22 protein-coding genes are annotated in these 22,996 nt (G+C 61.4%); 12 read left to right on the top strand and 10 right to left on the bottom strand.

Translation table 11 applies throughout. From position 1 onward, the window contains the following. The first annotated feature begins 52 nt into the window (after nucleotides 1–52). From RAE19_RS09990 to RAE19_RS09980, 3 genes are read left to right on the top strand one after another with little or no spacing between them, the layout of a single operon-like run. A complete protein-coding gene (locus RAE19_RS09990) occupies nucleotides 53–457 on the top strand; it encodes a 5-carboxymethyl-2-hydroxymuconate isomerase (protein WP_313874746.1) in 405 nt (134 codons plus the stop codon). 3 nt (nucleotides 458–460) lie between these two features. Continuing rightward, a complete protein-coding gene (locus tag RAE19_RS09985; RefSeq protein WP_313874745.1) occupies nucleotides 461–1,300 on the top strand; it encodes a pilin glycosylation ligase domain-containing protein in 840 nt (279 codons plus the stop codon). Beyond that, nucleotides 1,282–2,010 carry a PglL family O-oligosaccharyltransferase gene (locus RAE19_RS09980; protein ID WP_313876215.1) on the top strand — a complete coding sequence of 243 codons (729 nt, stop codon included), beginning with the start codon at nucleotides 1,282–1,284 and terminating at the stop codon, nucleotides 2,008–2,010. The genes RAE19_RS09985 and RAE19_RS09980 overlap by 19 nt, the downstream gene beginning before the upstream one ends. Here the strand turns inward: RAE19_RS09980 and rarD are convergent. Genes rarD through RAE19_RS09965 form a run of 3 tightly spaced genes read right to left on the bottom strand, consistent with a single transcriptional unit; the run spans nucleotide 1,995 to nucleotide 4,282 of the window. Further along, nucleotides 1,995–2,897 (bottom strand): EamA family transporter RarD, encoded by a 903-nt coding sequence (rarD, locus tag RAE19_RS09975; RefSeq protein WP_313874744.1) that lies wholly within the window; start codon nucleotides 2,895–2,897, stop codon nucleotides 1,995–1,997. The two genes, RAE19_RS09980 and rarD, sit on opposite strands and share 16 nt — an antisense overlap. Nucleotides 2,898–2,906: 9 nt before the next feature. Beyond that, a complete protein-coding gene (locus RAE19_RS09970) occupies nucleotides 2,907–3,764 on the bottom strand; it encodes a bile acid:sodium symporter family protein (protein ID WP_313874743.1) in 858 nt (285 codons plus the stop codon). Then, on the bottom strand, nucleotides 3,761–4,282 hold the full coding sequence (locus RAE19_RS09965; RefSeq protein WP_313874742.1) for a DUF962 domain-containing protein: 522 nt from the start codon (nucleotides 4,280–4,282) through the stop codon (nucleotides 3,761–3,763). The genes RAE19_RS09970 and RAE19_RS09965 overlap by 4 nt, the downstream gene beginning before the upstream one ends. A gap of 106 nt (nucleotides 4,283–4,388) precedes the next feature. Between RAE19_RS09965 and RAE19_RS09960 the strand changes: the two genes are divergently transcribed. Then, the gene (locus tag RAE19_RS09960) at nucleotides 4,389–5,093 is read left to right on the top strand and encodes a Crp/Fnr family transcriptional regulator (protein ID WP_313874741.1); all 705 of its coding nucleotides are present in this window, start codon (nucleotides 4,389–4,391) and stop codon (nucleotides 5,091–5,093) included. Between the two features lie 67 nt (nucleotides 5,094–5,160). Here RAE19_RS09960 and gap read toward each other — a convergent pair whose 3' ends face one another. Continuing rightward, nucleotides 5,161–6,159: a type I glyceraldehyde-3-phosphate dehydrogenase gene (gap, locus tag RAE19_RS09955; protein ID WP_313874740.1), complete on the bottom strand. Its 999-nt coding sequence runs from the start codon at nucleotides 6,157–6,159 to the stop codon at nucleotides 5,161–5,163. A gap of 50 nt (nucleotides 6,160–6,209) precedes the next feature. Further along, on the bottom strand, nucleotides 6,210–8,282 hold the full coding sequence (gene tkt, locus RAE19_RS09950; RefSeq protein ID WP_313874739.1) for a transketolase: 2,073 nt from the start codon (nucleotides 8,280–8,282) through the stop codon (nucleotides 6,210–6,212). Between the two features lie 132 nt (nucleotides 8,283–8,414). Between tkt and RAE19_RS09945 the strand changes: the two genes are divergently transcribed. Further along, on the top strand, nucleotides 8,415–9,536 hold the full coding sequence (locus RAE19_RS09945; protein WP_313874738.1) for an NADH:flavin oxidoreductase/NADH oxidase: 1,122 nt from the start codon (nucleotides 8,415–8,417) through the stop codon (nucleotides 9,534–9,536). A gap of 62 nt (nucleotides 9,537–9,598) precedes the next feature. On the opposite strand, the gene RAE19_RS09940 is transcribed toward RAE19_RS09945, so the two are convergent. From RAE19_RS09940 to RAE19_RS09930, 3 genes are all read right to left on the bottom strand, one after another. After that, nucleotides 9,599–10,231 carry a PEP-CTERM sorting domain-containing protein gene (locus RAE19_RS09940; RefSeq protein ID WP_313874737.1) on the bottom strand — a complete coding sequence of 211 codons (633 nt, stop codon included), beginning with the start codon at nucleotides 10,229–10,231 and terminating at the stop codon, nucleotides 9,599–9,601. Nucleotides 10,232–10,346: 115 nt separating this feature from the next. After that, the gene (locus RAE19_RS09935; protein ID WP_313874736.1) at nucleotides 10,347–12,635 is read right to left on the bottom strand and encodes a penicillin-binding protein 1A; all 2,289 of its coding nucleotides are present in this window, start codon (nucleotides 12,633–12,635) and stop codon (nucleotides 10,347–10,349) included. 107 nt (nucleotides 12,636–12,742) lie between these two features. After that, on the bottom strand, nucleotides 12,743–13,537 hold the full coding sequence (locus tag RAE19_RS09930; protein WP_313874735.1) for a ParA family protein: 795 nt from the start codon (nucleotides 13,535–13,537) through the stop codon (nucleotides 12,743–12,745). 237 nt (nucleotides 13,538–13,774) lie between these two features. Between RAE19_RS09930 and RAE19_RS09925 the strand changes: the two genes are divergently transcribed. From RAE19_RS09925 to RAE19_RS09915, 3 genes are read left to right on the top strand one after another with little or no spacing between them, the layout of a single operon-like run. After that, nucleotides 13,775–15,034, top strand: a complete 1,260-nt coding sequence (locus tag RAE19_RS09925) for a sensor domain-containing phosphodiesterase (protein WP_313874734.1) — start codon at nucleotides 13,775–13,777, stop codon at nucleotides 15,032–15,034. Nucleotides 15,035–15,069: 35 nt separating this feature from the next. Beyond that, complete coding sequence (locus tag RAE19_RS09920) at nucleotides 15,070–15,906, top strand: nucleotidyltransferase family protein (RefSeq protein ID WP_313874733.1); 837 nt, start codon at nucleotides 15,070–15,072, stop codon at nucleotides 15,904–15,906. Next, the gene (locus RAE19_RS09915) at nucleotides 15,903–17,306 is read left to right on the top strand and encodes an aminopeptidase P N-terminal domain-containing protein (RefSeq protein ID WP_313874732.1); all 1,404 of its coding nucleotides are present in this window, start codon (nucleotides 15,903–15,905) and stop codon (nucleotides 17,304–17,306) included. Before RAE19_RS09920 ends, RAE19_RS09915 begins: the two co-directional genes overlap by 4 nt. 18 nt (nucleotides 17,307–17,324) lie before the next feature. On the opposite strand, the gene ypfH is transcribed toward RAE19_RS09915, so the two are convergent. Both ypfH and RAE19_RS09905 read right to left on the bottom strand, forming a co-directional pair. Further along, nucleotides 17,325–18,008, bottom strand: a complete 684-nt coding sequence (gene ypfH / locus RAE19_RS09910; protein ID WP_313874731.1) for an esterase — start codon at nucleotides 18,006–18,008, stop codon at nucleotides 17,325–17,327. 41 nt (nucleotides 18,009–18,049) lie between these two features. Next, nucleotides 18,050–19,243: a multidrug effflux MFS transporter gene (locus tag RAE19_RS09905; RefSeq protein ID WP_313874730.1), complete on the bottom strand. Its 1,194-nt coding sequence runs from the start codon at nucleotides 19,241–19,243 to the stop codon at nucleotides 18,050–18,052. Nucleotides 19,244–19,370: 127 nt separating this feature from the next. Between RAE19_RS09905 and RAE19_RS09900 the strand changes: the two genes are divergently transcribed. From RAE19_RS09900 to RAE19_RS09885, 4 genes are all read left to right on the top strand, one after another. Beyond that, on the top strand, nucleotides 19,371–19,904 hold the full coding sequence (locus RAE19_RS09900; RefSeq protein WP_313874729.1) for a heme NO-binding domain-containing protein: 534 nt from the start codon (nucleotides 19,371–19,373) through the stop codon (nucleotides 19,902–19,904). Between the two features lie 4 nt (nucleotides 19,905–19,908). Continuing rightward, complete coding sequence (locus tag RAE19_RS09895) at nucleotides 19,909–21,261, top strand: ATP-binding protein (protein WP_313874728.1); 1,353 nt, start codon at nucleotides 19,909–19,911, stop codon at nucleotides 21,259–21,261. Between the two features lie 184 nt (nucleotides 21,262–21,445). Next, a complete protein-coding gene (locus tag RAE19_RS09890) occupies nucleotides 21,446–21,685 on the top strand; it encodes a DUF2061 domain-containing protein (protein ID WP_313874727.1) in 240 nt (79 codons plus the stop codon). Further along, a complete protein-coding gene (locus RAE19_RS09885; RefSeq protein ID WP_313874726.1) occupies nucleotides 21,682–22,869 on the top strand; it encodes an FAD-dependent oxidoreductase in 1,188 nt (395 codons plus the stop codon). The genes RAE19_RS09890 and RAE19_RS09885 overlap by 4 nt, the downstream gene beginning before the upstream one ends. Nucleotides 22,870–22,996: the final 127 nt, after the last annotated feature.

Here is a 22,996-nt window from a genome sequence, read left to right as displayed (position 1 = left end):
TTAGAACTTGGGCCAGAGGCCGATTTGACTCTAAATTTTGGAAAACCCTGCCATGCCGCACTTGGTTGTTTTGTACACCGCGAATCTCGACCGTGAGGCCGATATGTCAGGCTTGTGCCGCAGTTTGTGCGACACCATGCTCGCCCAGCGCGACGAGAGCGGCAAACAAGTCTTCCCCACCGGAGGCACCCGGGTGCTGGCCTACCCGGCTGCGCACAGTGCTGTGGCCGACGGCAAGGGCGACTACGGTTTTGTGTACATGAACCTGCGCATGGCCAAGGGCCGCAGCCCGGTGGTGCACCAACAAATGGGCGAGGCCCTCAAGGCCACCGCCGGCACTTATCTGGCGGCGGTGTTAACCAGCAAACCCTTGGGCATTACGGTGCAGATCGATGAAGGCCACGAGGTGTTTGACGGCAAGCACAGCACCCTGCACCCCTTATTTAACAAGGCCTGAGACATGGCGCTGCCACAACAACCCGCACTGTCACCCTCTGCCCCCGACCTCACACACATCGTGAAGGTGCAACTCACCACCGGCTTGCTGCTGGCGGCGATTGCCTTCCCCTGGGTCAGCCCGCTGTCCTGGGGGCCCAACCCGGACATGCTGCAGCGCTTGGCCACAGCGGGCAGCTGCGCGTTGTTTTTGCTGGTGTGGGCCGTGGGCGGACACCGCATGCCCCGCGCCAGCTTGGTGGCGACGGTGGCCTGGGGTTGGCTGCTCGCTGCACTGCTCAGCGCCTGCATGGCTTGGCTGCAGTATTTCGGGGCCGTAGATCTAGACTGGTCGGATTGGATCATGCAGACAACCCAAGGCACGGCATTCGCCAACCTGCGCCAGCGCAACCAGTTTGCAACACTTACCTCGATCGGCTTGCTCAGCCTGCTGTGGTTGGCACATAGGCCGGCGGATGCGGCTCTACTTGCCATACCGGCCTTGCGCACGGCAGCGCTAGGGGCTGCGGTGTTGTTGCTGGCCGGGGGCAACGCAGCCAGCAGCTCCCGCACGGGAGCTTTGCAGTGGATATTGATTGCTGCAGTGGCGTGGTGCTGGAGCCGGAACAGCACAGTCGCAGGCAAGGGCACCGCTTGGCGCTGGAGCCTGTGGGCGCTGGCGGCCTACCTTGCTGCCAACGTGGCGCTGCCCTCCGCCTTGCAGTCACTGACAGGGCAAGTCCCCGCCAATGCATTCGCGCGTTTTTCAGAGGACGCAGGCTCCCAAAGCCGCATGATTCTGTGGGCCAATGTGATGGAGTTGATCACGGTGCACCCGTGGACTGGATGGGGCTGGGGGAGCTGAAGTTTGCCCACTTCATGCACCCGTATGCCGGTGCGCGGTTCAGTGAAATTCTGGACAACGCGCACAACCTGCCCTTGCAATTGGCGGTGGAACTGGGGCTGCCGGCTGCGACCCTGCTGTGTGGTGGCGCGCTGGTGTTGGCGGCCCGCGCCAAGCCGTGGCGCGCACAGCACCCTACCACCCAGTTGGCCTGGGGTGTGCTGCTGGTCATCGGGCTGCACAGCCTGCTGGAGTACCCCCTGTGGTACGGGCCGTTTCAGGTTGCGACCCTGTTGGCGGTAGGCATGTTGTGCACTCCGCAGCGCCTGCAAGGGAGCTGCATGCAAAGAAACGGCCTTCGTTTGGTGGCCTGTGGTCTGGCGGGCGCATTGATTGCCATCACCGCCTTCACCGGTTGGGAGTATTCGCGGGTGAGTCAGCTCTATATGCATCCCCAGGCGCGCAGCCCTGAGCTGAAAGACAACACCTATGAAAAAGTCAAAGACGCGGTGCTGTTTCGCAGCGCAGTGCAGTTTGCGTATGTGACCACCACACCGGTAACGCCGGAGACGGCTCACGCGCTGTACACCGCTGCGATGCAAACCATGCACTACTCGCCCGAACCGAGGGTGATTGAGGTGCTGCTGGAAAGTGCGGCCCTGCTGGGCTTGGAGAGCCCGCTGACCGCCCACATCCGCGAGCGGGGCCAAGTGGTCTACCCGCCGCGCTGACCGCCCTTTGTGTCTGCCGCTGCGCGGCGGCTGAACCACCAGCCCTCGAGGCTGTACACCCCCAAGGCGGCCCAGATCAGGCAAAAGCCGATGGCCCGGGCTGCCTCGAAGGGTTCACCATAGAGCCACACACCAATCAGCAGTTGCAGGCTGGGGGAGATGTATTGCAGGATGCCCATGGTGGCCATGGACACCCGGCGCGCACCGGCGGCAAACAAGAGCAAGGGCACCGCGGTAAACGGGCCCGCCAGCAGCAGCCAGCCGATATCCGACGCACTGCCCTGAACCAAGGCGCCCTGCCCCTGCAGGCCCCACCACAGCAGGAGGCCGCCCGCTATCGGTGCGAGCACCAGCGTCTCCAACGTGAGACCTTCTAATGCACCCAAGGCACCCACTTTGCGCAGCAAACCGTAGAACCCGAAAGTGACCGCCAACACCAGCGCCACCCACGGCACATGGCCCGAGAGCAGGGCCAGCCAGAGCACGCCGGCGGCCGCCACAGCCACCGCGATCCATTGACCAGGCCGCGGGCGCTCGTGCAAAAACACAAAGCCCAGCCCCACGTTGACCAGCGGTAGGATGAAATAGCCCAGGCTGGCATCAAGCACATGGCCGTTTTGAACCGCCCACACGTATACCAGCCAGTTCACCCCCAGCAGCACGGCCGAGAGGGCAAACGCGCCCATCACTTTAGGGGTGCGCCACACCGCACCCAACCAGGCCCACTGGCGGCGCATGGCTAACACCGCAAGCAACAGCACCATGCACCAGACGGTGCGGTGCATCACCACCTCCAGGGCGGGGATGGCGGAGAGTTGCTTGAAATAAAGGGGAAAGAGCCCCCAGGCCAGATAGGCTAGGGCTGCATAAAGAACACCAGGTTGCATGCGGCGAGCTTACCCGCCCCGGCGCAACACCAAAAAGCCAAAAGTAGTCGCGGTGAGATACATGCTCACCGAGTAGATAGCGGCTGGCAGACCCAACTGCAGATTGCCCAAGACCGATAGCGCCACAAAAATCGCCAAGGTGGAGTTGTGGATACCGATCTCAAAACTCACCGCCGTGGCCAGCGGCTTGGCAAGCCCTGCTGCCCGTGACAGGTAGTAACCGACCAGCAAGCTGGCAAGATTGAAAGCCAACACCACAGGGCCTAGGCTGTTGATGGATGCGGTGAGTGCGCTCCACTCTTTGACGATGGCAATCAACGAGAACGCAGCCAACACCACCGCGCTGAACGCCTTCATGGGCGAACCCATGCGTTCGCTGAAACCGGGCTGGCGGTGCCGCACCACCATGCCGATGAGCACGGGTACCATCACAACACCCACCACCTCCAGCACCTTGCCGAACTGCAGTGGAACCACCTGGCCCGTCTGCAGGTAGGTGGCAATGGCCCAGTTGGCAATAAGGGGCAGGCTGACGATGGAAAGCACCGTGTTGATGGCGGTTAGCGAAATGTTCATCGCCACATTGCCGCCAAACAAGTGGCTGAACAGGTTCGCCGACACCCCGCCCGGAGAGGCGGCCAGCAGCATCAGGCCCACGGCGTAAATGGGCTGCACGCCCAACAGCACAATCAGCCCAACGGCCACTGCAGGCAGCGCCACCATCTGCAGCACGAGGGCCAGCAACACGGCGCGTGGATGTTCGCGCAGGCGGGCAAAGTCCTGAACGGTCAATGACAGACCCAGACCGAACATCACCAGCGCAAGCGCCAGCAACAACAAGGTGGGCAGCGCAGCGGTAAAGCTCATGCTGCCAGGCCGGTTGCAGCGGGGGCCGCGCTCAAGCGACGGCGGATTTCATCGCGCACTTCGGTGCGCATGTTCCAGTGGAAGGCCACCTCGGCCACCAGAAACAAAGGGCCAACCAGCAGGCCGATCAGGTCATCCACAAAGGCCGGTTTCTTGCCCTCGTAGTAATGGCCCACAAATTGGAACGCCCAACCCACCACAAACAAGCCAATGCCCCAGCCCAACCAGACACTGGTGCTCTGCGCCGCAAACCATTGGCTGGCTGCCAGCGCTGCGGCCAACAGCACCGCCATGGCGACACCAAAACGTGCATCCAAGCGTGTGTAAAACCAGGTGGACCCCAAGGCCACCAACACAGCAGGGCTGAGGTGCAGCCCGGCGGCAGACCACTGGGGGCGCGACAACAAAATCGTGACGGCCAGAACAATCATCGGGATGCCCACAAAGTGGGTGACCACGTTTCGGCTGTCCTGGTGGTAGGCAGCGTATTGGGTTAGATGGTCGGTGAGGGTTTTCATAGGTGTCTCCTTGGCTTTGGGCGGATCATGGGCGCAGGTATGCTTGGCGTCTGTCAAGTAGCCGACACAACACCACCCACCTAGTGAAAGCCCTAGCCCCGACGCCATGCCTGATATCTCGAGTCATTTGCCCATGCTGCGTAGCGGCCGCTGGTTTGCCCAGTTGCCACCGGACTTTGCGCAAGGCCTGTTGGCCATGGCCCGGGTACGCACCCTGCAAGCCGGTGAAAAGCTGTTCTTGCGAGAGGCTGCGCCTTGCGGGCTCTATGCGGTGGTGCGTGGCACCATCCGCATTTCCGGCCACAGCGGAGAAGGCGATGCGGCCCGCGAAGCCGTACTGGTGCTGCTGTCACCCCCGCAATGGTTCGGCGAAATCTCGGTGTTTGACGGATCTACCCGCACCCACGACGCCCATGCGGCCGAAGCCTGCACCCTGCTGCACATTCCTCATGAAGAACTGCTCGCATGGCTCGCCCGGCACCCTGCCCATTGGCGCGACTTAGCGGTGCTGATGGCCGACAAACTGCGCCTAGCCTTTGTGAGTATGGAAGAACAAACCGTGCTGCCCGCGCCCCAACGCCTGGCGCGGCGCCTGCTGACCATGGCCCTGAGTTACGGCCAGGCCACAGAAAGCGACCGTACCTTGCGCGTGCTGGCCGTCACCCAGGAACAACTGGCCTTGATGATCGGTGTGTCACGCCAGACCACCAACCAGATCCTGCGCGATTTCAAAGCCCGCGGCGTGTTGCACGTGCAGCGCGGCTGTATTGAGCTGTTGGATCTGCAGGCGCTGCGCGCAGAGTGCGAGTGAGACACTACTCGCACTCCCATAAAAAAACGCGCCCGAGGGCGCGTTTTGCTTGGGCGAAAGAGATGCCTTACTTCGAAACGACACGAGCCATTTCCAACACCTTGTTGGAGTAGCCCCATTCGTTGTCGTACCAGCTCACCAACTTGACGAAGGTGCCGTCCAAAGCGATGGAGGCTTCTGCGTCGTAGATGGAGGTGCGGCTGTCACCACGGAAGTCGGTGGCAACCACCTTGTCTTCGGTGTAACCTAACACGCCCTTCAAAGCGCCTTCGGATTGCGCCTTCAACTCGGCGTTGATTTCAGCAATCGTGGCAGAAGTGTTCAGCTCGACGGTCAAGTCGACCACGGACACATCGCTGGTAGGCACGCGGAAAGCCATGCCGGTGAGCTTCTTGTTCAGCTCAGGAATCACCACGCCCACGGCCTTGGCTGCGCCAGTGCTGGAAGGAATGATATTTTCCAGAATGCCGCGGCCGCCGCGCCAGTCTTTGTTGGACGGGCCGTCCACGGTCTTCTGGGTAGCAGTGGCAGCGTGCACGGTGGTCATCAGACCACGCTTGATGCCGAATTTGTCGTTGATCACCTTGGCCAAAGGAGCCAGGCAGTTGGTGGTGCAGGACGCGTTGGAGATGATGGCTTGACCAGCGTAGGTCTTGTCGTTCACGCCATACACGAACATAGGGGTGTCGTCTTTGGAAGGAGCAGACAGGATGACCTTCTTGGCGCCAGCATCAATGTGCTTCTGGGCAGTTTCCTTGGTCAGGAACAGGCCGGTGGATTCGACCACGATGTCGGCACCGACGTCGGCCCACTTCAGGTTCGCAGGATCGCGCTCCTGGGTCAGGCGGATCTTCTTGCCGTTGACGATCAACACACCGTTGTCGACCGACACTTCGCCCTTGAAGCGGCCGTGCACGCTGTCGTACTGCAGCATGTAAGCCAGGTAGTCAGGCTCCAACAAGTCGTTGATGCCGACGATTTCGATGTCGTTGAAGTTTTGCACCGCTGCGCGGAACACCATACGGCCGATACGGCCGAAACCATTGATACCTACTTTGATTGCCATTTGCTTCTCTCTTCAATTAAAAAATTGTCGGACTCAAAAACCAGAGCTACTTACTTGCGCAAAACTTTTTCGACGGTGTCAGCCACGTTTTCAGGCGTGAAACCGAAGTGCTTGAACAATACCGGTGCGGGAGCGGATTCACCGTACGTATCCAGACCGACAACCGCGGCCGTACCGTACTTCCACCAGCCACCGGTGGAACCCATTTCCACCGCGATGCGGGGCACGCCGGCCGGCAACACGCTGGTCTTGTACTCAGTGCTTTGCAGGTCGAAGGTGGTGGTGGAAGGCATGGAGACCACGCGCACGGCAATCTTGCGCTCGGCCAACACCTTTTGCGCAGCAATCGCCAGTTGCACTTCGGAACCGGTGGCGATGATCACCGCTTGGGCCTTCTTCTTGATACCCGCGTCCGATGGCTCTGACAACACGTAGGCGCCCTTGCTGATGGAGTCGATGCCGGAGGCATCAGGGGCGGCAGCGGAGTCGCACTTAGCAGCGTACGCAATGTTCTGACGGCTCAAGAGCAGCGCTGTGGGCTTGGCCTTGTTTTGCAAAGCAACAGTCCATGCCACGGCGGTTTCGGCCGTGTCAGCGGGACGCCAGACGTCCAGGTTAGGGATCAGGCGCAGGCTAGCAGCGTGCTCGATGGACTGGTGGGTCGGGCCGTCTTCGCCCAGACCGATGGAGTCGTGGGTGAACACGTGCACCACGCGCAGCTTCATCAGGGCAGCCATGCGAATGGCGTTGCGGCTGTAATCGCTGAAGGTCAGGAAGGTGCCACCGTAAGGGATGTAGCCACCGTGCAAGGCCACGCCGTTCATGATGGCGGCCATGCCGAACTCGCGCACACCGTAGTTGATGTGGCGGCCGCCCTGGCCGGCTTCGTTGGTCACCACGTCACCGGTCAGTGCGTCAAAACGCAGGTTGGGCGTGCTTTTGGTGTTGGTCAGGTTGGAGCCGGTCAAGTCGGCAGAGCCACCCAGCATTTCGGGCAAGGCGGCAGTGAAAGACTCAAGCGCCAACTGGCTGGCCTTGCGGCTGGCCACGGTTTCACCCTTTTGGTGGGCAGCGATCACGGTGTCCACCGCAGTCTGCACAAAGTTCTTGGGCAAGTCGCCCTTCATGCGGCGCACGAACTCTTTGGCCAGATCGGGGAAAGCGGCTTTGTAGGCAGCAAACTTCTCGTTCCAAGCAGCTTCTGCAGCCTTGCCTTTTTCCTTGGCGTCCCAGTCTGCATAGACTTCTTTGGGGATCACGAAGGGTGCATGGCTCCAGCCGATGGACTCGCGGGTGAGCTTGATTTCTTCAGCGCCCAAAGGCTCGCCGTGGGCCTTGGAGGTGTTGGCGCGGTTGGGGCTGCCCTTGCCGATGTGGGTCTTGCTGATGATCAGGGTGGGGCGGTTGTCGGTGCCGGCCTTGGCTTGTGCAATCGCAGCAGAGACAGCAGCTGCATCGTGACCATCCACGGGGCCGATCACGTTCCAGCCGTAGGCCACAAAACGTTGGGCGGTGTTGTCAATGAACCAAGGAGCGACTTGGCCGTCGATGGAGATACCGTTGTCGTCATACAGGGCGATCAGCTTGCCCAGCTTCCAGGCGCCGGCCAGTGCAGCGGCTTCGTGGCTGATGCCTTCCATCAGGCAGCCGTCGCCCATGAACACGTAGGTGTGGTGGTCCACGATGGCGTGGCCTTCACGGTTGAATTCTTTAGCCAGCAGCTTTTCGGCCAAGGCAAAGCCCACGGCGTTGGTGATGCCCTGGCCCAAGGGGCCGGTGGTGGTTTCCACGCCGGGGGTGATGCCGAACTCAGGGTGACCCGCAGTCTTGCTGTGCAGCTGGCGGAAGTTCTTGAGTTCGTTGATGGGCAGCTTGTAGCCGGTCAGGTGCAGCAGCGCATAGATCAGCATGGAACCGTGACCGTTGGACAGGATGAAGCGGTCGCGGTTGGCCCAGTTCGGGTTGGTGGGGTTGTGACGGAGGTGCTCACCCCACAAAGCCACTGCCATGTCGGCCATGCCCATGGGGGCGCCGGGGTGGCCGGAATTGGCTTGCTGCACAGCGTCCATGGACAGTGCGCGAATGGCATTTGCCATGTCTTTGGTATTGGGGGTGGGGGCCATTGAGGGCAGCTCCAAGGGTAAGGTTAAGAAACAGGTGAAAGGCAAAACTCCACTGATTTTACCGGTGCGCGCTTTGGGGCCGTTACAGAGCCGTACTGCACCGAATTTGACCCATGGGCTATGCTTTTGTGCATGAGCCAACTCTTCACCCCTTACACCCTGCCTTCGCCCCGCGGCGGCCTTGTTTTACCGAACCGCATCGTCGTCGCTCCGATGTGCCAATACCAAGCGGTGGACGGCGAAGCGACGGACTGGCATTTGATGCACTGGGGCAATTTGCTCAACAGTGGTGCGGGCCTATTCACGATTGAGGCGACCGGTGTGTTGCCCGAGGGGCGTATCACGCCCGCTTGCCTCGGGTTGTGGGACGACCGCACCGAAGCGGCCTTGACAGACAAACTGCACCGCGCGCGAAAGCTCGCGCCACACACGGCGGTATGCATCCAGCTGGCACACGCAGGGCGTAAAGCGTCGAGCAAGTTGCCTTGGCAAGGCGGGCAGCTGCTGGCACGCGAAGACGGGGGGTGGGAGCCCGTGGGCCCCTCAGCACTACCACAGTTGCCCCAAGAACCACCACCTGCCGAGCTGACCCTGGAAGGCATGGAGCGCGTCAAAGCTGCGTTTGTGCAGGCGGCGATTCGCAGCGCACGCATGGGCGTGGACGCTATTGAACTGCATGGCGCCCACGGCTATCTGGTGCATGAATTTTTGTCGCCGATTGCGAACCAGCGCACCGATGCCTATGGCGGTAGCCTTGAGAACCGCATGCGCTTTCCACTGGAGCTGTTCGCCGCCATGCGGGCTGCATTTGACGGCGTGCTGGGTGTTCGTATCTCCGCCAGCGATTGGGTCGAGGGTGCGTGGGATGTCACGCAAAGTGCCGTCTTCGCTCAGCAACTCAATGCGCTGGGCTGCAACTTCATCCACGTCTCCAGCGGAGGGGTGTCACCCCAGCAAAAAATTGTGCTGAGTGCCAACTACCAAGTGCCTTTTGCGCGTGATATCCGCGCTGCCAGCGGCATGGCCACCACCGCGGTCGGACTGATCACTGAGCCGCAACAGGCGGAAGATATTCTGCAAGCCGGCGATGCGGATCTGATCGCCTTGGCGCGCGCTTTTTTGTACAACCCGCGTTGGGGTTGGCATGCCGCGGCCGCGCTGGGCGGCCAGGTGGAGGGCAACCCCGTCTATTGGCGCTGCCTGCCACGCGAAGCACAAGCCGTGTTCGGAAAAGTGGCAGTGGGCACACGCTGAATGAGGCAAAAAAAAATGGGGAGCCTGAGCTCCCCATTTCATGGTCACGACCGAATCAGTGCTTATGCAGCGTTCCGCTTTGCACGGCGACGGCTGATCACACCCATCAAGCCCAAACCAGCCAACAACATGGCGTAGGTTTCTGGCTCTGGCACGGGAGTGACATTGGATGCGGTGAACTCCACGCGCAGGCCTGTGGGGTTGCCACCGTTTTGGGCAACGTTGGTGACCACGAAGTCCAAGGTGTTGAGACCGCTGTTGAAACCAGAGGCGGCGCTGAAGTTGGAGAAGCTAGTGAAGCTGTTGGCGGAACCGATGGCCACGCCATTGAGCTTGACCACTGCGGAATTGTCAGCCGCAAATTTGCCACTGAAGCTCGCGGTAGCCGCATCAAAACCGGTCAGGTTAAAGCTCAAAGACCAAGTGTAAGTACCGTTGGCATAGGGATCAAAGCTCGCTGCTTGGTTCGCGGAAGGCGTAATCCACTTGGAAGTGGCAGTGTTGGCAATCCAGGGGCCAATCGGCCAAACGTTGTCTTTGGTCACGTAGCCAAAGCCGGTGCCATTGAGCGAGTAGTTGGTGTCGTGTGCACCACTAGCGAAGCTACCGGTGTTCACCAAACCGGTGATCGAAGCAGCGTGTGCCGACAGGAACGAGCTGGTGGCCAAGATGGCTGCCATCGCAAATTTTTTCATAAATCCCCACATGTATGTAATGTCTAGTAACAACTTCGATTTTAGAAAAGCCGGCCTCCACAAGGACTAGTCCATATGGACTAACCAAGCCCTGAAATTGTGGAAAAAGTCACAGTTACTGACTATCCGGGCTCACTAGCGGTGTAACGGGTCGCACAGCAAGGGCCGGTGAAATCGCTTGCCCGTCTACCCCGAGGCTGTCGATGAAACCGCCTTCGGCCCATTCGGAATAGCGCCAATCATCGCCGGCGCGCACTACACCCTCAGGGGGCTGCACCTCTTGCACCGGCACGCCGTTAAGAGCCACCGCCATGTAATCAATCCAGGCGGGAAGGGCCAGCGCGGACCCGGAGGCCCGGGTGCCCAAGCTGCGGGGCGTGTCGTAGCCCACCCACACGACCGCCACCACACCGGGCTGGTAGCCGGCAAACCAGGCATCCACCACGTCATTGGTGGTGCCGGTTTTGCCGTACAGATCGGGGCGCTTGAGCGCGGCCTGTGCTTTAGCTGCCGTGCCGCTTCGCGTCACTTCCTGCAACAGACTTGACACCATGAAGGTGTTGCGGGCCGGCACGGTACGCAGTGTCTCGTCCAACACCTGAGGCTTGGCTTCGAACACTACCTCGCCACTGGCGCGGGCAATCTTCTGGATAAGTACCGGATTCACCCGGTAGCCACCGTTGGCCAACACCGAATAAGCACCCGCCATTTGCAGGGGGTTGGTGGAGCCCGAGCCGAGAGCCTGGGTGAGGTTGTCCGGTTGGCGTTCCGGGTCAAACCCAAAACGGCTAACCCACTCCCGCGCGCCTTGCGGCGAGAGCAACTGCATCAGGCGGATGGACACCAGGTTTTTGGAGCGCGCCAAGGCGCGGCGCAGAGTGATGGGGCCATCGGTGCTGCCGTCGTCGTTCTCGGGGGCCCAGTCGCCTACGTTTTCCATGGGCGCATCGTTCACCAGCGATTCAGGCTGCATGCCGCTCTCCATCGCGCCAGAGTAAATGAACGGCTTGTAGCTGGAGCCGGGCTGGCGCCAGCCTTGGGTTACGTGGTTGAACTGGTTGCGGTGAAAGTCGAACCCACCCACCAGGGCGCGGATCTCGCCATTCAGGGGGTCCATGGCGACCAGCGCGCCTTCAGCCTCCGGCCACTGCACAAAGCTCCAGGCCTTGGCCTGCTGCACCACCCGCACCACCGCACCGCGCCGCACCCGTAACTTGGCGGCAGCAGATTCGGCCAGGCCTGACTGGGCGGGTCGCAAGCCAGTGCCCTCAATGGTCACGACCTCGCCAGTACCCAACACCACGGTCACCGATTTGGTGCTGGCGCGGGTCACGATGGCAATACGCAGGTCTTCGTCATCGTCGTAATCGGCGAGTGCCTGGGCCACCGCAGGGTCGTCGTCTTTCAGGTCGGTGGCAAGCGTTTCCTGCCCTTCTGGGCCACGCCAGACCTGGCGCAAGGAGTGCTCCACCAGCGTACGGCGCAGTGCCTTGTAAGCGGCCTGCTGCTCAGCGGCGCGCAGGGTAGTGGTGACATTCAGGCCGGTGGTGTAGCTCATTTCGCCGAACTGGGCATAAACCTGCTGGCGCACCATTTCGGCCACGTGTTCGGCGTGCACATCGACTTCGTTGCGCTTGCGCACCACCAGCTTCTCTGCCTTGGCTGCTTGGAACTGGGCGTCGGTGATCACGTCTTGCGCCCGCATGCGGCCCAAGACCAACAGCTGGCGGGCCCGGGCGCGCTCAAAGTTTTGAATCGGGTTGGCAAAGTGCGGATTCTGGGGCAGCCCGGCCAGCATCGCGGACTCAGCGGCACTCAGCGCAGTGAGAGGCTTGCCGAAATACGCCTGGGCCGCCGCTTCAAAACCATAGGCCCGCGAACCCAGATAGATCTGGTTCATGTAGAGCTCCAGAATCTGGTCTTTGCTGAGCTGGGACTCGATTTTGAACGCCAGCAGTGCTTCTTTGATCTTGCGCTCTAGAGTGCGGGAGCGGCTCAAAAAGAAAGTGCGCGCCACCTGCTGCGTGATGGTGGATGCCCCTTGGGTGCGCCCGCCAGTGAGGTTAGCCACGATAGCCCGGGCCACGCCAATCGGGTCCAGCCCGCCGTGTTCATAAAACCGCGCGTCTTCCACCGCCAGCAGACTGTCTTTCATCAACTGAGGAATCTGGTCGATCGGCTTGTAGACCCGGCGCTCGGTGCCGAAACCTGCCACTTCCACCCCATCCGCGGTCAGCACGCGCAGGGGCTGCTTGGGCTGGTAGTTGGAGAGGGAGGAGGTGTCGGGCAGCTGGGTCGAGAAAAACGCGGTGAGCGCCAGCAGGGCGACGAGGCCCAAGCCGGCCAACACCAGACTGATTTTCAAGAGGCGCAGGGGCCAAGAGCCCCGGGAAATGGTTTGCATGGCGATTCACAATTGGACCGCGCATTATGGGCAGCCCGGGCGCCGGCTGGTGACCCGCTTTGTAAACGCTATGAAATAAGGAGCTAATCCGGAACTATTTGTGCCGGCTAGCGGCTTTTTTTACTGTTTTTCTTCTTGGGCAGCAGAGCGTCATGCAGCGCTACAAACTCCTGGGTCAGCTTGTGGCCGGGTTCCAGGTAGATCATGGGTTTGGATTGCTCGTGCGACTCGCGGATCTTCACCGAAGCACCGAGGTAGGGCTGCAAGACCGGCAGGCCTTCATCGATCAGCTCCTGCACCATGCGCTGCGGCAGGTTGGCGCGCGGCTGGAACTGGTTGACCACAATACCTTCCACCTCCAGGGTCTTGTTGTGGTCGGCCTTGATTTCCTGCACGTTTTCCAGGAGGGTGTAAAGCGCACGGCGGGAAAAGTCATCGCAGTCAAACGGGATCAGGCATCCCTGCGCTGCAATCAGCGCGCTACGGGTGTAGAAGTTGAGTGCCGGCGGGGTGTCGATGTAAATCTGGTCGTAGTCGGCGGCCAAGAGCTCCAGCGCATCGCGCAACTTGTAGATCTTGTGGCGGCTCTCCAGCTTGCTGTGCAGCTCGTCAAGCAGCGGGCTCGAGGGCAGCACATCCAGGTTGGGCCACTGAGTCTCGCTGATGTAGTCACTGGCGGGCTTGTCGCGCACAGTGAATTTGAGGCTCTGCTCAAAAAACTCCGCCACATTCGGCAGCTCGTCCGTCATATCGGCCCCCAGCAAATAGCGGCTGGAGTTGCCCTGCGAGTCCAAGTCAATCACCAGGGTTCGCAGCCCCTGCGAGGCGCTGATGGCCGCCAGGTTGCAGGTGATGGTGGACTTGCCGACGCCACCTTTCTGGTTGAAAACAACGTGCTGCATAACGATTTCCTTTGCTCAAAGCGGACCACAGGCGTGCAGGCAGTCTAGCGGGGCTGCATGACACGACCCTGAACACCCCTGCGCACACGCCATGCAGGCAAAAACTACGCCAAGACAGTCGCTTAACTTGCGTCAAGAAAGACCGATCGCCCGACGGCTCCACATGGACACCATCCGACTGGCGTGGCACCATTCGCAAAGCGGTCACAGAACCGGTTTTCTATGGGGGTTGACACCATGACCAGCACACTGGAAAGCGCTTTGCTGCGGCTGGCGCGCAAGCAATCTGCCTCGCCACACGAGGATTTCACGGAAACGCTGTCGCGGAGCCTGCACGCCATCCGCACCCACCTGAATATGGAGGTGGGCTTCATCTCCGAGTTTGTCAACGACCGCCGTTACTTTCGCTATGTCGATGCGGACAACCGGGATGCGGTCATTTGCGTGGGTCAGTCTGACGCGCTGGAAGACAGCTTCTGCCAACGCGTGGTCGACGGGCGCCTGCCCGGCCTGCTTACAGACGCTTGCCTCCATCCGGAAGCACTGACCCTGCCAGTGACCCGGGCGTTGCCCGTGGGTGCACACCTGAGCGCGCCCATCCGGCTCAGCAATGGCCGGGTCTTCGGGACTTTGTGTTGCTTCAGTGCGCGGGCGGACCACAGCCTGAACGGGCGTGACATCGCCATGCTGCAAGTGGTGTCCGACATGTTGGCAGGCCACATCGAGGCCCGCCTGCTAGAGCAACGTGCGCAAACCGACATCGAAAGCCGTATCGCACTGGCCATGGAGCCGGACCATATGCGCAGCGTCTACCAACCCATCTGGGACCTGACGCAGCAGCGATTGGTGGGCTTTGAAGCGCTGACCCGCTTCCAGTGCGGACCTGCGCAATCGCCAGAACAGTGGTTCATGGAGGCCACCCAAGCCGACCTGGGCACTGTGATGGAGATTCACGCCATCGAGTGCGCCGTGCAGGCACTCCATCATCTGCCCGAAGGCATCTACCTCGCTATCAACGCGTCCCCACGCACGGTGGTGAGCCCCGAACTCTCGCAATTGCTGGCAGGCCTTCCGCTGGACCGGCTGGTGCTGGAGATCACGGAACATGAAGTGGTGGATGCCACGATGTACTCCCGCATTGCCCACATCACCCGCTCGTTGCGGGACGCGGGCCTGCGGGTGGCGGTAGACGATGCAGGGGCCGGTTACGCCAGCTTCAAGCACATCCTGCACCTGGCACCCGACATCATCAAGCTCGACGTAAGCATGACGCGGGGCATCGACCGCGACCTCAGCCGCCAAGCCCTTGCCGCCGCTTTGGTGCGCTTTGCCGAATCCACCCATGGGCGCTTAGTTGCCGAAGGCGTGGAAACCGACGCGGAAATAGACACCCTGCGCCAACTCGGCGTTGGCCTGGCGCAAGGCTATGCCTTGGGCAAGCCCATGCCGCTGGAGCAAGCGTTGCACCTCACACGGACGCCCAGCCAGCAAACCTGACGCCCGCCCCCATGCTTGGGCTATGCTCGCTGCCCATGCCTGACGCACTCCCTTTTCAGCCGGTCAAGCCGGCAATTTCCAGCCCCGCCATCGTGCTGGCCGCCGGGCGCGGCGAGCGCATGCGCCCGCTCACCGACACCACGCCCAAACCCCTGCTGCAAGTGCACGGCAAGCCGCTTATGCAGTACCACCTGGAGGCCCTGGCCGGGGGAGGCTTTGCGTCCGCGGTGGTGAACACCGCCTGGCTGGGTGAACAGATTGAGGCCACATTTCATGATGTTTTAAGCATCCAGCCCTCATGGAATATGCGCGAGCAGCTATCAAATTCAGAGCAATCCACTGTCGGCATCCGCCTGCACTACTCCCATGAAGGCCGCGATTTTGGCGGCGCGCTGGAGACGGCTGGCGGCATTGCCCGTGCCATGCCGCAACTGGGCGCGGTGTTCTGGTCCATGGCCGGCGACGTGTTTGCGCCTGACATGGTGTTCACCCCATCAGCCTTGGAGCGCTTTGCGCGCAGCGGCATGCTGGCCCACCTGTGGCTGGTGCCCAACCCGGCGCACAACACGAAGGGGGACTTCGGGCTGGAAGATGTGGGAGCCGACGGCATAGGCCGCTGTGTAGACCCCACCCCGGGCAGCACCGCGCCCCGCTACACCTACAGCACCTTTGCCCTGTTTCACCGCGACCTGTTTGCCCAGCCCTGGTGCGACATTCCCGCCGGCAACCCGCACGGCATCAAAGCGCCACTGGCCCCACTCCTGCGCAAAGCCATGCAGGGTGCACGGGTCAGCGCCGAGATTTACACTGGCCGCTGGACCGACGTCGGCACCCCCGAGCGCCTGGCAGAACTCAACGCACAGACACCATGACCCAGCCCTCCACCTCCGCACTCACCGCAGACTACGCAGGCCGCCGCGCGCGCGTGGCAGCCCACATCGGCCCGCATGGCGTGGCGGTGCTGCCCACGGCCCCGGAGCAGCAGCGCAACCGGGATGCGGACTTTTTGTTCCGCCATGACAGCTACTTCCATTACCTGAGCGGCTTTGCCGAGCCGCGGGCTTGGCTCGTCATCCAGGGTGATGGCACCACCACCCTGTTTTGCCAACCCAAAGACCTCGAGCGCGAAATCTGGGACGGCTTTCGCCTCGGGCCAGATGCAGCGCCGGGCGCCCTTGGCGTGGACGCCGCCTATTCGGTAGACGAGCTGGACCAGCGCCTGCCCGCACTGCTGGATGGCGCCGATGCCGTCTGGTACCCCTTTGCCACCCACAAAGGTCTGGAGACCCGCATCGACGGCTGGCTCAGCAGCCTGCGCGCCCGCGTGCGCTTCGGCACCCTGGTGCCCGAGCAGGTGCGCGACCTCTGCGGCCCGCTGGACGAGATGCGCCTGATCAAAGACGCCTACGAGCAGGACGTGATGCGCCGCGCTGCGCAGATCAGCGCGCAAGCCCACATCCGCGCCATGCATCTGTCGGCCCGCATGCTGCGCGAAGGCAAAGACGTGCGCGAATACCACCTGGACGCTGAGCTGCTGCATGAGTTCCGCCTGCAGGGCTCGCAGTACCCGGCTTACAGCTCCATCGTGGCGGCCGGTGCCAACGCCTGTGTGCTGCACTACCGTGCTGACGCCGCCCCGGTGCGCCATGGTGAGCTGGTACTGATTGACGCAGGTTGCGAACTGGACGGCTACGCCAGCGACATCACACGCACCTTCCCCGCCAACGGCACCTTCACCGGCCCGCAACGCGCGCTGTATGACCTGGTGCTGGCCTCGCAAGTGGCCGCTGTAGAGGCCACCAAGGCCGGTGCGCGCTTTACCGACCCGCATGACGCCACCGTGCGCGTGCTGGCGCAAGGCATGCTGGACCTGGGGCTCTTGAACAAGAACACCGTGGGTAGCCTGGACGATGTGATCGAGAAGCGCGCCTACTTCCAGTTCTACATGCACCGCACCGGTCACTGGCTGGGCATGGATGTGCATGACTGCGGCTCGTACACCGAGCCTTCCGAGCTGGGCACCAAGCATGTGCGCAAAGACGCACTCACCGGCAACGAGATCGTGAACCGGCCCGCACGCCTTCTGCGCAGCGGCATGGTGCTGACCATCGAGCCCGGTATTTATGTGCGTCCGGCACCGGGGGTGCCGGAGCAGTTCCACCACATCGGCATCCGCATTGAAGACGATGCCATCGTCACCGACACCGGCTGCGAGCTCATCAGCCGCGGCGTGCCGGTGGACGCGGATGCCATCGAAGCCTTGATGCGTTAAGCGCGGATACGGGGCTGATCAGTCTTCGGCGGAGTCGTCCTGTTCGGCGGCCTGCTGGGCAGCCGCCCAATGGCGCTTGGGCAGGTGGCCGAACAGGCGCTCGATCACGGTATCCACCACCGCATCGTTCACCTCGTGGGCGAGGAAGGGAATGACATCCGCCGTCACATCCGCACCTAGGCTTACCAAGTGTTCCGCAGCCGTCACGGTGTAGCCATAGTGCATCACCGTGTCCGCCTTGCCGTGCACCATGTGCAGGGTGGTGTGGGCGTGGGGCGCCAGTGGCAGCTGGGCAAAGCGGCCTGACAAGCCGACCACGCGGCCGGCCAAAAACTCGTTTTGCTGGGTGGACTCTAGGCACATGATGGCGCCCTGGGAAAAGCCCACCAACGCCGTGGCCTCAGGGCTGACGCCAGCGCGGGCTTGCCAGTCTTGCACGGCTTTCACAAACGCGGGCATGGCGGCGGCCACGCGCTCGGGGCGGGTTTCTTCGGTGATGCCGATGACCGAAAACCATTGGTAGCCCTGACCCAAGTCAGAGGCTTCTGGCCCCTGCACACTCACCACCAAAGCCTCCGGAAATTCGGCCGCCAAACGCCGCCCCAAAGGCAACAAACCTTGGGGCGTGGCACCCACGCCATGGTGCAGTAAAAAAAGTTGTTTGGCTGCGCCCGCGGGCTGTTGCACAACGATATCGGTCATGGGGTCACTCCTGCGAAAACGGGTATCTGAAGATGGAGGGGTTAGTCCGCCGCTGCGGCAGTTTTGCGCAGCGTGATACGGGTCAACAACAACGCCACGATAGCGGATCCGGCAATGCCAGCCACCATCGGCCGGGCGGTGCCATCGGCCAGCGCGCCGGTAATGCCCATGACCACGGCACCGGTCACAAACTGCAAGGTGCCCATCAAGGCAGAGGCGGTGCCGGCAATTTCGCCGTGCTCATCCAAAGCCAACACGGCCGTCGTGGGCACCACGAGGCCCAAAAAGCCATAGCCCACAAACAGCATGCCCAGCATGACATCGAGCCGCTCGATGCCGCTGAGGTTCACCGCCAGCAGCAGGCTCATCATGAGCGCGTAGCCCACCACCGCGAACTTCACCAGTTTGACCAACCCGAAGCGCGCGCTCAGTTTGCCGGTGAACTGCGAAATGCCGATGAAGGACGCCGCGTTGGCCGCGAACGCGATGCTGTACTGCCGGGGCGTGAGACCGTAGTGGTCGATCAGCACGAACGACGAATTAGCAAGGTAGGCAAAAAAGCTGGAGATGCCAAAAGCACCGATGAACACCAGCCCCAGAAAATGCCGGTCGCGCAGCAACACACCATAGGCGGCCACTGCACTGCCGACGCTGCTATTGACACGGTCCTTCGCGGGCCGGGTTTCCGGCAGGCTGGTGGCCAACAACACCAAGCCCAAGATAGCGGCCACTGTCACCGCCCAAAACACCGCGCGCCAGCCGGATGCCTCGATCAAGACACTGCCAGCCAAAGGGGCCAGGATGGGGGACACGCTGAACACTAACATCAGCAGCGACATCAGCCGCGCGGCGTCGTGACCTGTGTGCAAGTCGCGCACCACAGCGCGCGGGATCACCATACCCGCGCAGGCGCCCAGCCCCTGGATGAAGCGCAACACCACCAGGGTTTCAATGTCCGGTGCCAGTGCGCAGCCCACGCTGCCCAAGGCAAACAGCACCAGACCGAAGTAGAGCGGCTTCTTGCGACCCAGCATGTCAGAGACCGGACCATAAATAATCTGGCCCACACCCAGCGAGATGAAGAAAGCCATCAAGCTGGCCTGCACGGCTCCCATGGAGGCACCGAGGCTTTGGCCGATGGAGGGAAGGGCGGGAAGGTACATGTCGATGGCGAAAGGGCCGATGGCTGACAGCAAGCCGAGCACCAGGGCGGTGCCGAAGAAGGAAGTTTTCATAGGGGCGCGAGCATACCCCCGCGCGCTCACCTCCGTATGGCACCGGGCGTTCGCCCCGGTCGGCAAAATGGGCGAGACAGCGCCCCCCTGCTCAGGTATAACCCCAGTACCTTCAAGGAGATAGCGCATGAAAGGCATGGTCTTTACCGAATTTCTGGAAATGGTGGAAAGCACCTTTTCCGCGGACATGGTGGACGACATCATTGACGACAGCGCACCGCCCAGTGGAGGGGCTTACACCTCGGTGGGCACCTATGACCACCAGGAACTCGTCGGCATGGTGACGGCTTTGTCCGCCCGCTCGGGCTTGCCGGTGCCAGCGCTGATCCATGGGTTCGGTACCCACCTGTTCGGCCGGTTTCATGCGCTGTACCCCCGCTTTTTCGATGGCATTCCGTCGGCCGTGGATTTTTTGTTTGGCATCGAATCCGTCATCCACACCGAAGTGCGCAAGCTCTACCCCGATGCGCAGCTCCCCAGCTTTGACTGTGTGCGCCGGGACGACGGGCTTGATATGGTGTACGCATCTCCGCGGCACTTCGGCGATTTGGCGGAGGGCCTTATCACTGGCGCGATTGCGCATTTCGGCGACCCTCTCGGGCTGACGAGGGTGAACTTGCCGGATGGCTCCATCCGGTTTGAATTGCGTCACAAATCTTAAGCGCATGTCTGACCCGGTGAACCCACCCGCTTCCGACGCCCACGCAGAAACGCTGCGCCGTTTGCTTAACCGGGTGGAGCGCGAGAAATCGGCCCGCAAACAGGCCGAGCAACTGCTGGAAGAAAAAAGCTTGGCGCTGTTTGAGGTCAACCAGGCCTTGGAGCAACGGGTAAACGAACGGACGGCGGCCCTACAAGCCGCCTTGGCGCAAGCAGAAGCGGCCAATGTTGCCAAGAGCCGCTTTCTGGCCATGATGAGTCACGAGATTCGCACGCCGCTGAATGGGGCGCTGGGGCTCACGGAGTTGCTCAAGAGCACACCACTGAGCGCGGAGCAATCGCATTTTGTGGACAACATCTTGCTGGCAGGCAATGCGCTGCTGAACCTGATCAACGACATCTTGGACTTTTCCAAGATTGAGGCCAACCAGATGGAGCTGGAGCGCATCGGGTTCAATCCCCGGAGTTTGGTCACCGAGACCTTGGACATGTTCCGCCCGCAAGCCAACGCCAAGCAAGTGGCACTGTCACTTGAGATCGATAGCCATGTGCCCTACGCCGCCACGGGAGACCCCAGCCGCTTGCGCCAGGTGTGGATGAATCTGGTGGGCAACGCACTCAAGTTCACCCACCAGGGGAGCATCACCATCAGCCTGCGGTGCACGCCGGAAGGGCTGCACTGCTCCGTCAAAGACACGGGCATCGGCATGACCGAAGAGGTCATGCAACAGCTGTTCTCCCCCTTTAAACAAGGAGACAGTTCGATTGCCCGAAAATTCGGCGGAACCGGCCTGGGCTTGGTGATTTGCAAAGCCATCATCACGCAGATGGGCGCCGATCTGAAGGTAGAGAGCCGTCCTGACGAAGGTTCGGAGTTCAGCTTTACTTTGTCGGCAGCTTCGTTGGGACTGGAAGCCTCCGACACTTGGATCACGCCGCCCGCGCTGCCCGCATCAATCCCTGAGGCGCCCACTACAGACTTGAGTGGCCTGCGTATTTTGTTGGTAGACGATCAACCGATCAACCGGCTTCTCGCGCGCAGCCAATTGCGGCAACTCGGCTGTCCACCCGTAGGGGAAGCAGAAAACGGATTGGTCGCTTTGCAGAAGTTGAGCGAGCAGCCCTTCGATGTGGTGTTGATGGACATGCAAATGCCCGAGCTGGATGGCTTGAGCGCGACCAGGGCGTTGCGCACCATGCCGCTGGACATTCAACCTTTTGTGATTGCGATGACTGCCAATGCCTACGCAGAAGACCGGGCCGCTTGCAGTGCGGCGGGCATGGATTTCTTCTTGAGTAAACCGGTTCAACTGGACACCCTGCGCGAAGCGCTGAGCAGCATCACGGTTCCCCGCTGATACTGCGTTCCCGGCGCATCGTCGCAATGACAGAGGTGTCGACCCCATCATAGTTTTTATGAATTAGTTAGTAAATATCGATTGGATGCAGGAATCCGCTTCCGATACCATTCACTCCAGTCTCCGGAGCATGGACACCATCAACCACAGCCCTCCCGGTGAAGCTTTTCAAGGAACCACTCGCATGACCCGCTTTGTCCGACAAAACTTATCCACGCTGAAAAAGACCGCCAGTTATTACGTGGTGCACATCAGCGTAGCCGCCATGGTCGCCTACGCAGTCACTGGAGACGTGCTGATGTCTTTGACGCTCAGCTTGCTGGAGCCAACCGTGCAAGCCGTTGCCTTCTTTTTTCATGAAAAAGGCTGGGAGCGCATCAACCAGCGCAGGGCATTGCGCGCTGCAGAAGGAGCACCCGCATGAGCCAAGCACCCCTTATCGTTGTCGGTGCTGGCGTAGCCGGTTGGTCCACGGTGCGCGAGTTCCGCAAGCTGGATACCGCCACCCCTGTCGTGATGATCACGACCGACAGCGGCGACTTCTATGCCAAGCCGACGCTTTCCAACGCCTATGCACAGAAGCGTACGCCAGCCCAGTTGGTCACCACGCCAGCCGCAAAAATGGTCGAGACACTCGCCATCACATTGATGGCCCACACGCAGGTGCTCAGCTTTGACACAGCGGCCCGCACGGTCACTCTGCAAAGTTCAGCAGGTGTCCAAACCTTGGCCTTCAGTCAACTGGTTCTGGCCACCGGTGCTCACCCGATTCGCGTGCCTTTGGCTGGCGATGCGGCTGACGCGGTGCAATCCATCAACACCTTGGACGACTTTGCCGCTTTTCATCACGCGCTGGGGGTGGACGCGAGCCTTCCGGACAGTGGCAAGAGCAAGACCGTGGTGGTCATGGGCGCCGGCTTAATCGGATGCGAATTTGCCAACGACCTGGCCCAAGCGGGTGTGCACGTCCATGTGAGCGATCTGGCACCACGCCCTTTGGCGGCCTTGCTGCCCGATGCCGCCAGCCAGCAGTTGGAAAGCGCTCTTGCAGGCCTGGGCATAGAGTGGCACTTTGGCACCTCTGTGGCCAAGGTAGAGCATGGGGAAGACAAGCGCTTGTCTGTCACTTTGTCAGACGGTCGCAGCCTCGTGGCCGATAGCGTGCTCAGCGCCATCGGGCTCCGGGCCGACACCGAGATTGCCCGGTCCGCGGGCTTGGTGTGTGAACGGGGTGTTGTGGTCAACGCGCTGCTGGAGACTTCGGCACCGGGCGTATATGCCTTGGGGGATTGTGTGCAGTACGAGAGCGCAGGACAGCGCACCCTGCCCTATGTGATGCCGGTGATGACAGCCGCGCGCGCCTTGGCGGCTACGCTGGCGGGTACACCCACTGAGGTGGTATTTCCGCTGATGCCTGTCAGTGTCAAAACACCCGCTTTACCCTTGGTGGTTGCCGCCGCCCACCCAGCAGTAGCGGGTGAATGGGAGGCCGAAGGTGGAGAGGGTGCTTGGCGCTTTGTAGACAAAGCAGGCGTACAACGCGGCTTTGTGCTTGCCGGAAAGAGCACCGCGCGCCGCATGGAAATGTCCAAACTCACCACGCAGTAATTGGACATAAACCCATACCCCATTCGCATAAAGTTGACCTCCTTACAGGTAAGCCTTTAGTAAGCGAGGTCTACAATGCAAAGCCCATTAACGTGCTGCGGGTCACGCGCCTTTGCTAGAGCCCCAG

This window comes from Rhodoferax potami, assembly GCF_032193805.1.
GTDB classification, from domain to species: Bacteria; Pseudomonadota; Gammaproteobacteria; order Burkholderiales; family Burkholderiaceae_C; genus Allorhodoferax; species Allorhodoferax potami_A.
Note: the sequence above shows the minus strand (reverse complement) of the source record. Positions and strands in the feature narration are given on the sequence as shown.

Bases quoted from the DNA above. Each gene is read 5' to 3' on its own strand.
- RAE19_RS09895 (WP_313874728.1), top strand. From the start codon at position 19,909: ATGTCTGACCCGGTGAACCCACCCGCTTCCGACGCCCACGCAGAAACG.
- ypfH (WP_313874731.1), bottom strand. From the start codon at position 18,008: ATGACCGATATCGTTGTGCAACAGCCCGCGGGCGCAGCCAAACAACTT.
- RAE19_RS09885 (WP_313874726.1), top strand. From the start codon at position 21,682: ATGAGCCAAGCACCCCTTATCGTTGTCGGTGCTGGCGTAGCCGGTTGG.
- tkt (WP_313874739.1), bottom strand. From the start codon at position 8,282: ATGGCCCCCACCCCCAATACCAAAGACATGGCAAATGCCATTCGCGCA.
- RAE19_RS09990 (WP_313874746.1), top strand. From the start codon at position 53: ATGCCGCACTTGGTTGTTTTGTACACCGCGAATCTCGACCGTGAGGCC.
- RAE19_RS09960 (WP_313874741.1), top strand. From the start codon at position 4,389: ATGCCTGATATCTCGAGTCATTTGCCCATGCTGCGTAGCGGCCGCTGG.
- RAE19_RS09890 (WP_313874727.1), top strand. From the start codon at position 21,446: ATGACCCGCTTTGTCCGACAAAACTTATCCACGCTGAAAAAGACCGCC.
- RAE19_RS09925 (WP_313874734.1), top strand. From the start codon at position 13,775: ATGACCAGCACACTGGAAAGCGCTTTGCTGCGGCTGGCGCGCAAGCAA.
- RAE19_RS09930 (WP_313874735.1), bottom strand. From the start codon at position 13,537: ATGCAGCACGTTGTTTTCAACCAGAAAGGTGGCGTCGGCAAGTCCACC.
- gap (WP_313874740.1), bottom strand. From the start codon at position 6,159: ATGGCAATCAAAGTAGGTATCAATGGTTTCGGCCGTATCGGCCGTATG.
- RAE19_RS09905 (WP_313874730.1), bottom strand. From the start codon at position 19,243: ATGAAAACTTCCTTCTTCGGCACCGCCCTGGTGCTCGGCTTGCTGTCA.
- RAE19_RS09945 (WP_313874738.1), top strand. From the start codon at position 8,415: ATGAGCCAACTCTTCACCCCTTACACCCTGCCTTCGCCCCGCGGCGGC.
- RAE19_RS09940 (WP_313874737.1), bottom strand. From the start codon at position 10,231: ATGAAAAAATTTGCGATGGCAGCCATCTTGGCCACCAGCTCGTTCCTG.
- RAE19_RS09920 (WP_313874733.1), top strand. From the start codon at position 15,070: ATGCCTGACGCACTCCCTTTTCAGCCGGTCAAGCCGGCAATTTCCAGC.
- RAE19_RS09935 (WP_313874736.1), bottom strand. From the start codon at position 12,635: ATGCAAACCATTTCCCGGGGCTCTTGGCCCCTGCGCCTCTTGAAAATC.
- RAE19_RS09915 (WP_313874732.1), top strand. From the start codon at position 15,903: ATGACCCAGCCCTCCACCTCCGCACTCACCGCAGACTACGCAGGCCGC.
- RAE19_RS09965 (WP_313874742.1), bottom strand. From the start codon at position 4,282: ATGAAAACCCTCACCGACCATCTAACCCAATACGCTGCCTACCACCAG.
- RAE19_RS09980 (WP_313876215.1), top strand. From the start codon at position 1,282: ATGGGGCTGGGGGAGCTGAAGTTTGCCCACTTCATGCACCCGTATGCC.
- RAE19_RS09985 (WP_313874745.1), top strand. From the start codon at position 461: ATGGCGCTGCCACAACAACCCGCACTGTCACCCTCTGCCCCCGACCTC.
- RAE19_RS09970 (WP_313874743.1), bottom strand. From the start codon at position 3,764: ATGAGCTTTACCGCTGCGCTGCCCACCTTGTTGTTGCTGGCGCTTGCG.
- rarD (WP_313874744.1), bottom strand. From the start codon at position 2,897: ATGCAACCTGGTGTTCTTTATGCAGCCCTAGCCTATCTGGCCTGGGGG.
- RAE19_RS09900 (WP_313874729.1), top strand. From the start codon at position 19,371: ATGAAAGGCATGGTCTTTACCGAATTTCTGGAAATGGTGGAAAGCACC.